Genomic DNA, 16056 nt, shown 5'->3' with positions numbered 1-16056 from the left:
TAAAAATGGCTTATGTAAAAGTGCTTGATATTGATTCCCACTTGATTTAATTCGATTTTGTCGACAAATATTCCTGCCATTTTTTCGAAGAAAGAACTATTTTTTTACTTTTATTCTTGATTATGATTTTTTTCGTATAAAAATCAAGACGAATGCTGTCATTTTACCTTTCGAGTTCGCTTGATTATAATAGCACCGAGGGGGGTTAACCATGCTAAAAATGTTTACTACCCAATTAACGGGACTTTTTAAACGTATTCATGAAAAAGACGAATTTGTTTTCGAGGACGGGGCACGACTCTTAGCACAAGCTGCTGTCGGAGACGGAAGCATTTATTTTTTTGGCGAAAAAGAAATGGAAGCTGTTCTAGCAGAAGCATTTGATAGTGAAGAGCCCATGAAAAACGTGAAGCGTTGGAACGGAAAAGACGAATCTATTACAATAGCGGATCGAGTTGTGATTTTCTCACGCTATTCCGATGATGAAACAGCCGTTGCAGCCGCAAAATGGTTGCGAGATCATTACATTCCTTTTGTTTCTGTATCTACTCATCTGTCAGACGAGAAGGAAAATCTAGTACAGCTTGCGGACGTACATATTGACTTACTATTAAAAAAGGCTCTACTTCCAGATGAGTCCGGTAATCGCTTCGGCTACCCTGCTTCCATGGCAGCTCTGTATGTGTATTATGGACTGAAATTTACTGTACAAGAGATTCTAGAGGATCTGTAATAGGTTATATTGGTCTGGAGAGTTTGTCAGACAGGTTGTCCTCTTGATTAGAGGATCCTGTCTGGCAATTTTTTTTGCCGGTCAATCTTTGCTTTTTCTAGTGGATCTTGACGTGCAAATAATATTTGCCGGTCAACTCTGGCTATTGTCTAGGATTCTTGACGTACAAATTGCTTTTGTCGGTCAAGTTCAGCCCTATTCAAGAAATCCTGGCGAGCAATTTCTATTTGTCGGTCAGCTTTGACCTTTTCCCACAGATCTTGGCGGGCAAGTTCATTTTGTCGGTCACCTCCAGACAATTCTAGCTGATCTTGGCCGACAATCTCACAATATCCAAAACAAAAAAAGGTTGATTCCCGTTCTCCAAAACAGGAAATCAACCTTTTCATCTATCTATTATTTACTATTCTTCAAAGATGCTTCAACGAAGTCTCTGAATAATGGCTGTGGTCTTGTTGGTCTAGACGTGAATTCTGGGTGGAATTGACACGCAACGAACCAAGGATGATCGCCTAATTCGATGATTTCTACTAGACGGCCATCTGGGCTTGTTCCAGAGAAAATAAATCCAGCCTTCTCCATTTCTTGACGATACTGATTGTTAAACTCATAACGATGACGATGACGCTCATAGATAACCTCATCTTGATAAGCTTCATACGCTTTTGAGCCCTCAATCAACTTACATGGATATAGACCAAGGCGTAATGTTCCGCCTAAATCTTCTATATCTTTTTGTTCTGGAAGTAAATCGATAATTGGATGAACCGTAGTTGGATTAATTTCTGCTGTATGAGCTTCTTGGTATCCTAATACATTTCGCGCATATTCAATCGATGCAAGCTGCATTCCTAAGCAAATTCCTAGGAATGGAATCTTGTTCTCTCTCGCAAATTGAGTCGCAAGAATTTTCCCTTCGATGCCTCGGTCTCCAAAACCACCAGGCACAAGAACGCCGTCCACACCTGAAAGAAGTTCCTTCACATTTTCTGCCGTTACATGCTCAGCGTTAATCCATTTAATATCGATATCTGAATCAAATTGGTAACCAGCATGCTTAAGTGCTTCCACAACGGAAATATACGCATCTTGAAGTTCAACATACTTCCCAACAAGAGCAATTTTCGTTGTCTTCGCTAGGTTTTGAACTCTATTTACTAGCTCAATCCACTCAGTCATGTCCGCATCTGGAGCTTGAATCTTTAAGTGGTCAAGAACGATTTGATCCATGTTTTGCTCTTGTAGAGTAAGTGGGATTGAATATAAAGTATCCGCATCCGGACATTCAATAACCGCTTTCGGGTCGATGTCACAGAATAACGCAATTTTATCCTTCATATCATCCGCCATTGGCATTTCCGTACGGACAACGATAATGTTTGGCTGGATTCCTAAGCTACGTAATTCTTTTACACTATGCTGTGTTGGCTTAGTTTTCATTTCACCAGCTGCTTTGATGTAAGGAACTAGCGTACAGTGAATGTACATGACATTGTCACGACCAACATCACCCTTAATTTGGCGAATCGCCTCTAAGAATGGCAATGATTCGATGTCCCCAACTGTTCCACCGATCTCCGTAATAACCACATCAACATTTGTTTCTTGTCCAGCGCGGAATACTTTTTCTTTAATTTCATTGGTGATATGAGGAATAACCTGCACCGTACCACCTAAGTAATCACCACGACGCTCTTTTTGTAGGACTGTGGAATAGATTTTACCCGTTGTTACGTTGCTGAATTTAGTTACGTTAATATCAACAAAGCGCTCATAGTGACCTAAGTCAAGATCTGTCTCAGCACCATCATCTGTAACGAATACTTCCCCGTGCTGATACGGACTCATCGTTCCTGGGTCAACGTTGATGTACGGGTCAAATTTTTGAATCGTAACACTTAGACCTCTGTTCTTTAAAAGTCTTCCTAATGATGCAGCAGTAATCCCTTTTCCAAGTGAAGAAACTACTCCACCGGTAACAAAAATGTATTTTGTCATTACTATTTCCCCCTCTAAATTATGTTTTTACTAGATAGTTTCACAAGTTGGAGTTCCCTTTCTAAACGACCAATATTTTTTATGTAATGCCCGTTTTTTCAAAAAGAAAACCTATTGTGAAAAGTTAATAACAGAAAAAGATGTGTTAGGGGTGAAACGTGTTTCTACCAAAGTCGTTCTCATATGATTCAAAGCTTTTCAGAAGCCTACCAAATTAGCTTTTACAATCAGCGAAATTCTTATCGGTTTTTCTGACAAAAATCTTCACACTTTGAATAAAGAGAAGGCTTTTCCGGCCCTGACAAAAATAAAAAACGCCCCACTTACAATAAATGTAAGGGGAGCGCTAATAATATAATTTCAACTCGTTCCTTTTTTAAGGAGCCCAAAAAGTATTCTACAAGCCCCTCTTCAAAAAGTCAACAACGGAAGTTCGTTCTGATTACAAATCTTCCTCGTCATCAGAATCTAAATCTTCGTCCAATTCCTCGAACTCATCGTCATCTTCAAGAAGATCTTCGTCTTCATCTTCAAAATCTTCATCTTCGTCAAGATCTTCATCATCAAGATCTAGGAGATCATCATCATCCTCGTCGTCCTCATCGAGAATGTCATCGTAATCGATATCATCTTCATCATCATAGTCGAGTTCAAGATCGTCGTCCTCATCCACAACCTTCTTCGCCTTTTTCTTCTTCGGCTTTGTTGGTGTGATAACTTCTTCCTCGGATTGTTCAACTGGGTACCAAACTCTTAATCCCCAGCGATTTTCTCCTAAAGAAAGAAAACGGCCATCAATATTTAAATCTGTATAAAACTGAGCGATCTTGGCACGAACTTCTTCCTCTGATAAGCCAATAGTAGCTGTAATCTCATCCATAATTTCTTTGAATGAAGCAGGCTGCTTTTGATTTTTCAGCATTTCGTAAGCCATTTCGATCAATGACATTTCTTGCAACTGTTCTTGTGTGAATTGTTTAAGACTCAATATTCGCACTTCCTTTCACCATCTCAACACTTGTGGCTTTGTTTCATAGAGTCGTTTGAAATCTTAAGAAGAATATGTATCATCTATCTAGTAACAAGCCCTTATGTGGACACATATTCTTCATTATAAACAAATTTAAAGCCTTTATGCTAGATCTAGGTCGCCATTCGGTGAAAAAAAGTAAAATTATCGCTCACTTTGCTTTTTCTTTCTCTTTTTCTTCAGTGGATCCGACAACTGATTTGCAGCCAACGTGAAAAAGAAGATGGACAACAAATAGAAGGAAATAGCTCCTAACTGTCGTCGATAAAGGAAATACAAAGTGATCAAAATACCGATCAAAATCAAAAAAAGTATAATTCGCCGCTTCAAAGTCTCACATCCCGAAATGCTTTTCTACACTAATTATAAAATAAATCTTTCGTCATGTGAGAAATGTTACAATAATATTTTGTAAAAATATAGTGATTTATCCCCTAACCCTAGTAGATACAATGTTTTCGTCTTCTCACATCTACATATTTCTCCGATACTGCCCACCAACATCGTATAACGCTCGGGTAATTTGACCGAGGCTTGCCACTTTGACCGTTTCCATCAATTCGGCAAAAATATTTTCTCCATTCATCGCTGTTTCCTTTAATTTCAATAACGCCACTTCTACTTTGTCTTCATTTCGTTGTTGGAAATCACGTAAATTATTTATTTGAAGTTCTTTTTCCTCTTTCGATGCACGCGCAAGCTCCATATTATCTACGTCTTCTTCTAAAGGCGGATTCGGATTCAGATACGTGTTCACACCAATAATCGGAAGCTCTCCCGAATGCTTCTTCATCTCATAGTACATCGACTCTTCTTGAATCTTGCCACGTTGATACTGCGTTTCCATCGCCCCTAAGACACCACCGCGATCATTAATCCGCTCAAACTCCTGCAGCACCGCTTCTTCCACTAAATCGGTAAGTTCTTCAATAATAAAAGCTCCCTGCAATGGATTTTCGTTTTTCGTTAAGCCATGCTCTTTCGTAATAATCATTTGAATCGCCATCGCTCTTCTTACGGATTCCTCCGTTGGCGTCGTAATCGCCTCATCATACGCATTCGTATGCAAAGAATTACAATTATCATGAAGCGCCATCAGTGCCTGTAAGGTCGTACGAATATCGTTAAAATCGATCTCCTGGGCATGCAAAGAACGGCCTGACGTTTGAATATGGTACTTCAGCTTTTGGCTGCGTTCGTTGGCTCCATACTTATTTCTCATGACCGTGGCCCAAATACGGCGGGCCACTCTGCCAATCACCGTATATTCTGGGTCCAAGCCATTCGAGAAAAAGAACGATAAGTTCGGTGCAAAGTCATCTATATGCATCCCTCTACTCAAATAGTACTCCACATACGTCAACCCATTAGCCAACGTAAACGCGAGCTGAGAAATCGGATTCGCTCCAGCCTCCGCAATATGATAGCCCGAAATCGACACAGAGTAGTAATTGCGCACTTTATGATCAATGAAGTATTGCTGAATATCGCCCATCATCCGTAAGGCAAATTCAGTTGAAAAAATACATGTATTTTGCCCTTGGTCTTCTTTTAAAATATCAGCCTGCACAGTACCGCGTACAGTTTGCAACGTTCTCTCTCTCACTTCTTCCCATTCAGCAAAAGTTAGCGTTCTACCAAGCTCTTCTTCTTTCTTTTCAATCTGCTGCTCGATCGCCGTATTCATAAACATCGCCAAAATAATTGGCGCTGGTCCATTTATGGTCATTGATACAGAGGTAGAAGGATGGCATAAATCAAAGCCTTTGTAGAGTTTTTTCATATCGTCGAGCGTACAAACACTGACTCCGCTCTCGCCAACTTTCCCGTAAATGTCCGGGCGATAATCTGGGTCTTCACCGTATAATGTGACCGAATCGAATGCCGTACTTAGGCGTTTCGCTGGGTCATCTTTTGATAAATAGTGGAAACGACGATTCGTCCGTTCCGGTGTTCCTTCCCCAGCAAACTGACGCTTCGGGTCCTCCCCTTCGCGCTTAAACGGAAACACCCCAGCAGTATAAGGAAAGCTTCCCGGAACATTTTCCTTGTACACCCAACGAATGATTTCGCCGTAATCCTTATACTTTGGCAAAGCAACCTTCGGAATATCCAAGCCTGAAAGACTTTTTGTTGTTAACAAGGTGATTATTTCCTTGTCGCGAATACGCGTCACAAATTGTGAGCCTGCGTATTTCTCCTTTGTTTCTTCCCAGGTTGCTAAAATTTTCTTCGATTCTGGTGTCAATTTCTCTTCGACTTCTTCTTTTAATGCTCTTAATGATGCCTGGACCTCTTCATTTCCTTGAACAATCTCCATTGTTCCTTCAATTTGGAACAGCTTCCTTGCTAGATCAGCCTGCTCTTCGGCTGATTTATGATATTTACGTACCGTCTCAGAGATTTCTCTCAGGTAATAGCGGCGATCATTCGGGATAATGATGTTCTGCTTCTCAACTTGTGCATTTTTCGAAAAAGATGTCGTCCAATCCGTACCCGCTTTTTCATTGAGTATCTCAAGTAAGGCAGCAAAAAGAGCGTTCGTGCCTGGGTCATTGAACTGACTCGCAATGGTTCCGTAAATCGGCATATCATCTAATTCTTTTTCAAAAAGCATATGGCTCCGCTGGTATTGCTTCTGCACCTGACTCAACGCATCCTCTGAACCTTTACGCTCAAACTTATTGATCACAATCAAATCGGCATAATCAATCATATCGATTTTTTCCAACTGAGAAGGCGCACCAAATTCGCTCGTCATTACATACATGGAAACATCGCAAATCTCCGTAATGCCGGCATCCCCTTGCCCAATACCACTTGTCTCGACAATGATTAAGTCATAGCCTGCTGCCTTCACAACCGCAATAGCATCGCGAATCGCAAGAGAAAGCTCTGATTTCGAATTTCGAGTAGCAAGACTTCGCATATACACACGCGGTGAAAATATCGCATTCATGCGGATCCTGTCTCCGAGTAACGCGCCACCCGTCTTTTGCTTGGTTGGATCGACTGATAAAATGGCGACCCTTTTTTCAGGAATTTCGTTGATAAAACGGCGCACTAGTTCATCCGTTAATGAGCTTTTTCCTGCGCCGCCTGTTCCCGTGATTCCTAAAACAGGTGCTTGTTTTGGAGCAGACTTAATTTTTTCAATAACCGATTCCACAGCAGTTGCCGCTTCATTTGTTTGATGCTCAGCTAGAGTAATAAGCTTTGCAGTGGCAATCGTATCCCCTTCAACGAGCCTATTTGTATACTCCTCAAGATTGGCTTGAATCGTTGGCAGATCACATTCTTCAAGCATCATATTAATCATGCCTTGGAGACCATTTTTCCTTCCGTCTTCTGGTGAAAAAATGCGAGCGATTCCATAATCATGTAGCACTTTAATTTCTCTTGGGATGATGACCCCACCACCACCGCCATAGATGCGGATATGCTGAGCCCCTTTTTCTTTTAATAAATCGTACATATACTTGAAAAACTCTACATGTCCCCCTTGGTAGGAAGAAATGGCAATGCCTTGGACATCCTCTTGGATCGCCGCATTGACAATCTCCTCAACGGAACGGTTATGGCCTAAATGAATGACCTCTGCTCCACTCGACTGGAGAATACGGCGCATTATATTGATAGAAGCATCATGACCATCAAACAAACTTGAAGCGGTAACAAAGCGAATATGATTTTTCGGCTTATAAACGGTTTGTGTACTCATTCTTCTCCCCCTCGTTCGCTAGTCTACTAAGCTAGCCTTTTGATGAATCCCGTCAAAAATTAATCCCACCTGAATCGCAATATATTCATCCAATGTATACATTTTTTGAATGGCCCAACGGCGAAATCCCCACATTTGCCCTTGAACGACGATGTTATGAGAGAGGATCTTAATCTGATCGGCTGATAAAGAAAGCTCTCCATTATCTACACATCCTTGAATGATATCTTCAATCAAGAGTGCCATCGCAATTTCTTTTTGCAGTACGTACGGGAGGGCATCCTTGGAAAGGGATTTGGCCTCCTGGTACATGACGAGTACCTCATCCTGCAATTCGTCCATTACGCGAAAATAGTTTCCGATGCCAACCTTTAAGCCCTCAATCGTTCCACGCTTTGTATCGATATCCCGTTGAAGTCGGTTATGCACTTCGTCATAAATACTGTCACAAACTAGATACAGCACATCTTCTTTTGTGCGAATGTATTCGTATAAGGTACCAATGCTAAAGCCTGCCGCTTTGGCAATTTCCCGTGTCGTTGTACGATGAAATCCTTTTTCCTTAAAAAGTGTTACTGCCCCTTTGATCATTTGATTGCGCCGCTTGATGACCAGGCGCTCATCCTTAACAGAAGCATGAACCTCACGCTTTTTCATGTATGCCACCCTCCTTTTTAAAACCAAAGTTTGTTATTTTTAGTGGTATCGGTCTCTTCATAAGAACACTAATTGTACGATACTTCTGCTCTTTGTCTTCATGAGCCTAGCATGCGGACACTATTTGCCGGGTTCCTCTGATTAGTGTCTTCATGGGCTCTTCATGCGGACACTTTTAGTCGGGTTCCTCTGATTAGTGTCTTCATGAGCTCTCCATGCGGACAGCTTTCGCCGGATTCTCACAATAGTTGTCTTCAATGAGCTTTCTATGCGGACACTATTAGCCAGGTTCCTCTGATTAGTGTCTGCATGGGCTACCCATGCGGACACTATTTTCCGGATCTATAGAAACTATGTCCTCATGAGGTCTCTCCCTTGTCAACCACAAACGAGAAGGCAGCTCCAACTACTCTCTGCCTCCTTTTTTACCGACTTACTATTTCGTAATCATTCTAGAAATAACGAGTTTTTGAATTTCTTGCGTGCCTTCGTAGATTTGCGTGATTTTTGCGTCGCGCATAAATCTTTCGACTGGATAGTCCTTTGTATAGCCATAGCCACCGAATACTTGAACCGCTTCCGTTGTGACCTTCATCGCTGTATCTCCGGCAAATAGCTTCGACATCGCTGACTCTTTTCCGTATGGAAGGCCTTCTGATTCCAGCCATGCTGCTTGATAGGTTAAGAGTCTTGCTGCTTCCACGCCTGTAGCCATATCTGCTAGCTTAAAGCCAATTCCTTGATTTGCCGCTATTGGTTTCCCAAATTGATGACGCTCTTTCGCGTAATCAGTCGCTGCGTCTAATGCACCTTGGGCAATCCCAACTGCTTGGGCCGCAATTCCATTTCTGCCTCCATCAAGTGTCATCATCGCAACCTTGAAACCTTCTCCCATTTCACCCAACACATTTTCGACGGGAACCTTACAATCTTCAAAAATAATTTCTGTTGTTGGAGACGAACGAATGCCAAGCTTTTTCTCCTTTTTCCCAACAGAGAAGCCTGCGAAATCTTTTTCTACGATAAAAGCAGTCGTTCCACGTGTTTTTTGTTCCGGATCCGTTAAGGCAAAGACGACATAAATGTCGGCTATTCCGCCGTTTGTGATAAAAATCTTGCTTCCGTTCAGGACAAAATGATCGCCTTCAAGACGAGCCGTTGTTCGCATTCCACCGGCATCAGAACCACTACCTGGCTCTGTTAACCCGTAAGCACCGATTTTTTCCCCTTGAGCCATAGGGCGTAAGTATTTTTGTTTTTGTTCTTCATTCCCGAACTTGTAAATTGGCCATCCAGCTAAGGAAGTGTGTGCTGAAAGGGTAACCCCAATCGATGCATCCACGCGGGATAATTCTTCAACCGCAATACAGTATGCTAGATAATCGCTGCCAATACCGCCATATTCTTCTGGCCAAGGAATCCCGGTTAAGCCAAGCTCAGCCATTTTATCGAAAATCTCTTGGTCGAAGCGCTCTTCTTCGTCACGCTCTGCTGCTGTTGGTGCTACTTCATTTCGGGCAAAATCACGAACCATTTTTCGAATCATTTCATGCTCTTCAGACAATTGAAATCTCATTTTATATTCCCTCTTTCATTGGTATGTATTAAGAATCAAACACTGCTATAACCTTTTACTTATAACCATTCGCTGAATTTCGCTTGTTCCTTCATAAATTTCGGTCACTTTGGCATCGCGGAAGTAGCGCTCAACAGGGTAGTCCTTCGTATAACCGTAACCACCGAATACCTGAATCGCTTCCGTCGTCACTTCTACTGCAGTTTTCGAGGCAAAAAGCTTAGCCATTGCTGCTTCTTTTCCTGCATTTAATCCTTTCACTCGTAAATCCGCAGCCTGATAGATTAATAGCTTTGCAGCCTCAATATTTGTGGCCATGTCCGCTAGCTTAAAGCCAACACCTTGGTGCGTTGCGATTGGGAGCCCAAATTGTTGACGCGCTTGTGCATATTGGACAGCTGCTTCATACGCCGCTTCTGCAATCCCAAGTGCTTGGGCAGCAATCCCAATCCTTCCGACATCTAAGTTGGCCATAGCAATTTTAAAGCCTTCTCCTTCTTCACCAAGACGATTTTCCTTCGGGACTCTCATATCCTCAAATGTGAGTTGTACCGTCCTTGAACCGTGAAGCCCCATTTTATGTTCATCCTTGCCAATCACGAGACCCGGTGTCCCTTTTTCCACAATAAAAGCCGTGATCCCTTTGGCTTCTGCAGCAGGATTGGTCTTGGCAAAAACAATGTATACATCTGCTTCCCCACCATTTGTAATGAACACCTTCGACCCATTGATCACATAATGCTCTCCATCCAAAACGGCCTTAGACTTCAAACTAACTGCATCTGAACCTGAGCTTGGCTCGGTTAAACAAAAGGCACCTAAATATTCACCTGCCGCTAGCTTTTGAACGTACTTTTGCTTCTGAGCCTCTGTGCCAAAATAAAGGATTGGATTCGTGCCAACAGATGTGTGGACCGAAAGAATAACTCCAATCGTAGCACTGACCTTTGAAAGCTCCTGAATGGCGATGATGTAAGAGGTGAAGTCCATACCAGAGCCACCATATTCAACCGGGATCGGAATGCCCATTAAGCCGAGTTCTCCCATTTTCTTCAGGATTTCTTTCGGAAACTCTCCTTGCTCCATTTTTTCGATATTCGGGGCAATCTCTTTCTGTGCAAAATCTTGGACCATTTTCCGCATCATTTCTTGTACTTCCGTAAAACGTAAGTCCATGCGAATGTCCCCTTTCGTTTCTCCTTGAAACGATAATTCCGGAAAAACTGGTTTTAATTCCAGAAATCCAGCATTAGGCATACTCATAAAACCCCCGACCAGATTTTTTCCCGAGCCATCCTGCCTTCACGTATTTGCGGAGTAATGGACATGGACGATATTTATCATCTCCAAAGCCTTCATGGAGGGTTTCCATAATATACAGGCATGTATCGAGTCCGATAAAATCAGCCAGCGTCAGCGGCCCCATCGGGTGATTCATCCCTAGCTTCATCACATCATCAATCGCTTCTTTTGTGGCCACGCCTTCATATAGGGTGTAAATGGCTTCATTTATCATCGGCATCAGAATACGATTAGCCACAAAGCCCGGGAAATCATTCACTTCAACCGGTACCTTATTTAATTTTTTCGTAATATCCTCAATCGTTTTATATACTTCATCAGCGGTTGCCAACCCGCGAATAATCTCCACAAGCTTCATGACTGGAACTGGATTCATGAAATGCATCCCGATAACTTTTTCCGGCCTTGTTGTGGCGGCTGCGATTTCCGTAATTGGTAAGGAAGAAGTGTTGCTTGCCAAAATGGCATGTGCTGGAGCAATCTCATCCAATTCCTTGAAGATACTTGCTTTGATTGCCATATTTTCAACGGCTGCTTCAATCACAAGGTCCACTGTCCCTGCATCAACAAGGTTCGTTGAAGCCGTAATATTGGCTAAAATGGCAGCTTTTTCATCCTCCGTGATTCGTTCCTTCGATACTTGTCTTGCTAGGTTCTTTTCAATCCCTACAAGCCCTCGCTCAACAAATTCTGGTTTCAGATCGTTTAACACAACGGTGAAACTAGCTTGCGCACATACTTGCGCAATCCCAGAACCCATTTGCCCTGCACCAATAACCATGATTTTATCTACATTCATACCCTATACCCCCATTCATTATTGTTTCGGAACCTCAATCATGACCGCATCACCTTGACCGCCACCCGAACAAATTGCAGCAACCCCGATGCCACCACCACGTCGTTTCAATTCATGAATTAATGTTAAAATGATTCTTGCCCCGCTCGCGCCAATCGGATGACCAAGAGCGACCGCACCGCCATTCACATTAACTTTTTCTGCATCTAAGTGGGCTAGCTTTTCACTCGTAAGGGCAACCGCCGCGAATGCCTCATTAATCTCAAATAAATCAATATCCTCAAGGTTTTTCCCTGTTTTCTTTAAAATTTCATTAATGACGAGACCTGGTGTTTTCGGAAAATCCTTTGCTTTAACCGCAATCGCTGCCTGACCAATGATGTACGCTTCTGGAATTCTTCCTTCTTTTTGAGCCCGTTCCTCACTCATTAACACGAGGGCGGCCGCACCATCATTTACGCCAGGGGCATTTCCAGCAGTAATGGTTCCTGTTGTACTAAAAGCTGACCGTAACTTCGCCAGCTGTTCCAAAGACGTATCCCTTCTCGGTGCCTCATCTTTCGTAACAAGTACAGGCTCACCTTTACGTTGCGGAATCTCCACTGGCACAATCTCTTCTGCCAGCTTTCCAGAATCGATCGCCGCCACCGCCAACTCATGACTTCGGAAAGCCCATTCGTCCTGCTCTTCACGGCTAATATTCAATTCTTCTGCCACTTCATTTCCGTAAGTGCCCATGTGAACACCTGTAAAACTACAAGTAAGCCCATCATGAACCATTAAATCTTTTACAGCAGAATCACCCATTCTAAGTCCAAATCGTACATTCGGTAAAAAGTATGGAGCATTGCTCATCGATTCCATTCCACCAGCGACGATCACTTCTTCATCGCCTGCCCGAATGATTTGATCGGCCAACGTCACACTGCGCATGCCAGACGCACATACCTTGTTAATCGTTTCTGTTTTCACCTGCCAAGGAAGTCCAGCTTTTTGAGCTGCTTGACGGGATGGAATTTGCCCTTGTCCGCCTTGAAGAACATTGCCTAAAATGACTTCTTGCACCTCTTCCCCATTTATACCTGCACGTTGAAGAGCCCCTATAATCGCAATTGCTCCTAAGTCTGAAGCAGCGAGGCTACTTAATGCCCCACCTGATTTTCCAAAAGGAGTTCTCGCTCCGCTAAGAATGACGGTTTTCCCCATCTATCTCTCTCCATTTCTATCGATTTTTTCATTCTGATTTTTTTGTAAATGTCTAGAAACCGACATTTACGTTTACTTATTGTGTTAGTAGTACAGATGGTTTTTGTTCGGCACTTTTCGCTCCCCAAGATTTTTGGTATTTATTTAATCATTTTTACTAAAACTAATACCGTTTGCGAAAAGTGCCTTTCTATTTTTCTCTTAAGTGATTTCTGACTGATCTGATGTGGAGTAGAAAAATTGACTGAACGCTCGCTCGAAGTTCGTCCTGAAGAAAAAGGAACAGTATTGTTCCTAAAGCGAAGTGGTTTTTGAAAGCGCTTTAATTACATCTTCATTTTACTGCATAAGAGGTAAAAATTAAATGATTTTTCAAAATTTTTAACAGAAATTTAAAAATAACTATTTAAGTTCGTTGAAAAACTTACTTAAAACTGTTAAAGGTGGGTGTTGACTTTTTTCATTGAAAAATAGGAGAAAAAATTCCGGCTATTTCAAGAAATTCATTTAATTCTCTCTATATAAGCGGAATTTTTCCAGTTAAGCTATACATTTTTCATGATTTTGAAGATTTTTAGGCCATTTAGCGGAAAATCTCCGGCTATTTCACCTAATATCCATTTATTGTTCATAATAAACGGAATTTCTCCAGTTAAGTGGGTATATCTGTCGAAAATTAACAATAACGGAACTTAAAAATTAACCAGCGAGTTGCCCCGCTGGTTAATATTTGTACCGAAAACATTACGAAGCTAATTCTTGCACTTCTCCGCAGACTGCTTTTTCAAGAAGCTCTGCTACATCGTAAGTGGATACTTTGTCTTCTACTTCTTTTGCTTTTGTACCATCTGTTAGCATCGTTAAGCAGTATGGACAACCGGAGCTGATGACTGTAGGGTTAACCTCTAGAGCCTGCTCAGTACGGGCAACGTTAATACGATGTCCTGTTTCTTCTTCCATCCACATGAGACCTCCACCAGCTCCACAGCACATGCCTGTGTCGCGGTTTCTTTCCATTTCCACAAGCTTCACGCCAGCAATGGACTTTAAGATTTCACGTGGCGGATCGTACACTTCATTGTAACGACCTAAGTAACAAGAATCATGGAACGTAATTGTTTCATTGACCTCATATCTCGGCTTTAATCTGCCTTCTTTTACAAGCTCATACAGAACTTCTGTATGGTGGTACACTTCAGCTGTTAGGCCAAAATCAGGGTATTCATTTTTGAAAATGTTATATGCATGTGGGTCGATTGTGACAATCTTCTTCACATCATTTTTTTCAAATTCGTCAATGTTGTTTGTAGCCAGCTCTTGGAATACAAATTCGTTTCCAAGGCGACGAGCTGTATCTCCAGAGTTCTTTTCTTTATTTCCAAGAATCGCGAACTTCACGCCAGCTTCATTCAATAATTTTGCGAAGGATAAAGCGATCTTTTGGCTGCGATTATCATAGGATCCCATAGATCCAACCCAGAATAAGTATTCGAACTCTTCGCCTGCTTTTTTCATTTCTTTAACCGTTTTTACTTCCACATCTTCACGTGCTTCACGCCAGTTTTCACGCTCTTTGCGGTTCAATCCCCAAGGATTTCCTTGACGCTCAATGTTTTGCATCGCACGTTGGGCATCTGCATCCATTTTTCCTTCTGTTAAAACAAGGTAACGACGAAGGTCGATGATTTTTTCAACGTGTTCGTTCATAACTGGACATTGGTCCTCACAGTTACGGCAAGTCGTACACGCCCAGATTTCTTCTTCGGTAATGACTTCGCCAATCAAGTTTGGGCTGTAAGCAAGTGCAGCCGCACTTTCTTCTACCCCTTTTCCAGCAGATGCTAATGCTATTTGATTGCCTTGCGTATTCGCAAATGCAAAGGTCGGCACCCATGGCTGTTTTGATGTAATCGCTGCCCCATGATTGGTTAAATGATCGCGAAGCTTTAAGATTAAATCCATTGGTGAAAGCATTTTTCCTGTGCCTGTTGCTGGACACATATTGGTACATCGTCCACATTCCACACAAGCATATAAATCGACTAATTGAAGCTGTGTGAAGTCTTCAATTTTACCAACACCAAAAGATTCCTGTGTCTCATCTTCAAAATTAATTTTCTTTAGTTTGCCCGGTTTTTCAAGGCGATTTAAATAGACGTTTGCAGGTCCAGCAATTAAGTGGGCATGCTTTCCTTGTGGAACGTAAACAAGGAATGATAATAAGAAAATGAGATGAATCCACCATGCAATATAGAACACAACAATCGAAGCCGTTTCACCAATTCCTGATAGAGCCGTTCCGATTAAGGAGGCAACTGGTTCAGTCCAGGTTGCTTCGTGTCCGTGCCAAATCATGCTCATTCCGTTACCGACTAAGACTGAAAGCATCAATCCGCCGATAAAAATTAAGACTAGTCCTGATTTGAAGCCTCTCTTTAGACGAACAAGCTTCTCAATATAACGACGATAGAATGCCCATACGACCGCCACTAAAATAACAAGTGTGACAATCTCTTGGAAAAATGTGAAGCCAGCGTATAACGGTCCTAGCGGTAAATGAGCTCCAGGTTTAATCCCTTTGATGATAAAATCAATCGCACCAAATTGGACCAAAATAAAGCCATAGAAGAACATGACGTGGATTGCACCACTCTTCTTATCCTTCATGAGCTTCTTCTGTCCGAAGACCATTACCCAGATTTTTTTCATACGCTCTTTTACATTGTTGTCGAACTCTTCTTTCTTACCGAGCTTTATAAACGTTATTCTTGTTTTCACGACGTACACGAACAAACTCACCGCGTAAGCGATTACAAGAATGGTTGCAATGAGGTTGATCCATAATAAACCGTTCATATGAATGTAACACTCCTTCCTCCATTATTTTTCAGAGAAAATTTTAAAAACAATAAAATTTTCTGAATTTATCTACCTTCATTATATAATGAATGAGCATTCAGTCAATATTTTTTTAAACTTTTTCAGGGGTAAGGAAAAAACGTTAAGGGCACAATAGAAATCAATCATTCACAAA

General features: G+C 41.8%; 11 protein-coding genes. 1 reads left to right on the top strand and 10 read right to left on the bottom strand.

Features of this window, described 5'->3' with window-relative positions; genetic code table 11:
- Positions 1-211: 211 nt before the first annotated feature.
- Complete coding sequence (locus tag FA727_RS12620) at positions 212-733, top strand: DUF2529 domain-containing protein (RefSeq protein ID WP_136831309.1); 522 nt, start codon at positions 212-214, stop codon at positions 731-733.
- Between the two features lie 149 nt (positions 734-882).
- Here the strand turns inward: FA727_RS12620 and FA727_RS12615 are convergent, their stop codons facing one another.
- From FA727_RS12615 to FA727_RS12565, 10 genes are all read right to left on the bottom strand, one after another.
- Positions 883-1122, bottom strand: a complete 240-nt coding sequence (locus tag FA727_RS12615) for a hypothetical protein (RefSeq protein WP_136831308.1) — start codon at positions 1120-1122, stop codon at positions 883-885.
- A gap of 7 nt (positions 1123-1129) precedes the next feature.
- Positions 1130-2731: a CTP synthase gene (gene pyrG, locus FA727_RS12610; protein WP_136831307.1), complete on the bottom strand. Its 1602-nt coding sequence runs from the start codon at positions 2729-2731 to the stop codon at positions 1130-1132.
- 442 nt (positions 2732-3173) lie between these two features.
- The gene (gene rpoE, locus FA727_RS12605) at positions 3174-3719 is read right to left on the bottom strand and encodes a DNA-directed RNA polymerase subunit delta (RefSeq protein WP_136831306.1); all 546 of its coding nucleotides are present in this window, start codon (positions 3717-3719) and stop codon (positions 3174-3176) included.
- A 514-nt stretch (positions 3720-4233) separates the two neighbouring features.
- Positions 4234-7482: a fused isobutyryl-CoA mutase/GTPase IcmF gene (gene icmF, locus FA727_RS12595; protein WP_136831304.1), complete on the bottom strand. Its 3249-nt coding sequence runs from the start codon at positions 7480-7482 to the stop codon at positions 4234-4236.
- 18 nt (positions 7483-7500) lie between these two features.
- Positions 7501-8139: a TetR/AcrR family transcriptional regulator gene (locus FA727_RS12590; protein ID WP_136831303.1), complete on the bottom strand. Its 639-nt coding sequence runs from the start codon at positions 8137-8139 to the stop codon at positions 7501-7503.
- A gap of 436 nt (positions 8140-8575) precedes the next feature.
- A complete protein-coding gene (locus FA727_RS12585; RefSeq protein ID WP_136831302.1) occupies positions 8576-9715 on the bottom strand; it encodes an acyl-CoA dehydrogenase in 1140 nt (379 codons plus the stop codon).
- A gap of 45 nt (positions 9716-9760) precedes the next feature.
- Positions 9761-10891: an acyl-CoA dehydrogenase gene (locus tag FA727_RS12580; protein ID WP_136831732.1), complete on the bottom strand. Its 1131-nt coding sequence runs from the start codon at positions 10889-10891 to the stop codon at positions 9761-9763.
- A gap of 73 nt (positions 10892-10964) precedes the next feature.
- A complete protein-coding gene (locus FA727_RS12575; protein ID WP_136831301.1) occupies positions 10965-11816 on the bottom strand; it encodes a 3-hydroxybutyryl-CoA dehydrogenase in 852 nt (283 codons plus the stop codon).
- 18 nt (positions 11817-11834) lie between these two features.
- Positions 11835-13022 (bottom strand): acetyl-CoA C-acetyltransferase, encoded by a 1188-nt coding sequence (locus tag FA727_RS12570; protein ID WP_136831300.1) that lies wholly within the window; start codon positions 13020-13022, stop codon positions 11835-11837.
- A gap of 744 nt (positions 13023-13766) precedes the next feature.
- On the bottom strand, positions 13767-15878 hold the full coding sequence (locus FA727_RS12565; protein WP_136831299.1) for a (Fe-S)-binding protein: 2112 nt from the start codon (positions 15876-15878) through the stop codon (positions 13767-13769).
- Positions 15879-16056: the final 178 nt, after the last annotated feature.

It is taken from the genome of Robertmurraya kyonggiensis, from assembly GCF_005116465.1.
In the GTDB taxonomy this organism is placed as follows: domain Bacteria; phylum Bacillota; class Bacilli; order Bacillales; family Cytobacillaceae; genus Robertmurraya; species Robertmurraya kyonggiensis.
The sequence above is the reverse complement of the archived record's forward strand: the minus strand, read 5'-3'. Positions and strand labels throughout refer to the sequence as shown.

What these genes read in the sequence shown, in the direction of transcription:
- FA727_RS12575 (WP_136831301.1), bottom strand. Translation starts at nt 11,816, where the DNA reads ATGAATGTAGATAAAATCATGGTTATTGGTGCAGGGCAAATGGGTTCT.
- FA727_RS12615 (WP_136831308.1), bottom strand. Translation starts at nt 1,122, where the DNA reads ATGAAAAGGTTGATTTCCTGTTTTGGAGAACGGGAATCAACCTTTTTT.
- FA727_RS12570 (WP_136831300.1), bottom strand. Translation starts at nt 13,022, where the DNA reads ATGGGGAAAACCGTCATTCTTAGCGGAGCGAGAACTCCTTTTGGAAAA.
- FA727_RS12590 (WP_136831303.1), bottom strand. Translation starts at nt 8,139, where the DNA reads ATGAAAAAGCGTGAGGTTCATGCTTCTGTTAAGGATGAGCGCCTGGTC.
- FA727_RS12620 (WP_136831309.1), top strand. Translation starts at nt 212, where the DNA reads ATGCTAAAAATGTTTACTACCCAATTAACGGGACTTTTTAAACGTATT.
- FA727_RS12585 (WP_136831302.1), bottom strand. Translation starts at nt 9,715, where the DNA reads ATGAGATTTCAATTGTCTGAAGAGCATGAAATGATTCGAAAAATGGTT.
- FA727_RS12580 (WP_136831732.1), bottom strand. Translation starts at nt 10,891, where the DNA reads ATGGACTTACGTTTTACGGAAGTACAAGAAATGATGCGGAAAATGGTC.
- pyrG (WP_136831307.1), bottom strand. Translation starts at nt 2,731, where the DNA reads ATGACAAAATACATTTTTGTTACCGGTGGAGTAGTTTCTTCACTTGGA.
- FA727_RS12565 (WP_136831299.1), bottom strand. Translation starts at nt 15,878, where the DNA reads ATGAACGGTTTATTATGGATCAACCTCATTGCAACCATTCTTGTAATC.
- icmF (WP_136831304.1), bottom strand. Translation starts at nt 7,482, where the DNA reads ATGAGTACACAAACCGTTTATAAGCCGAAAAATCATATTCGCTTTGTT.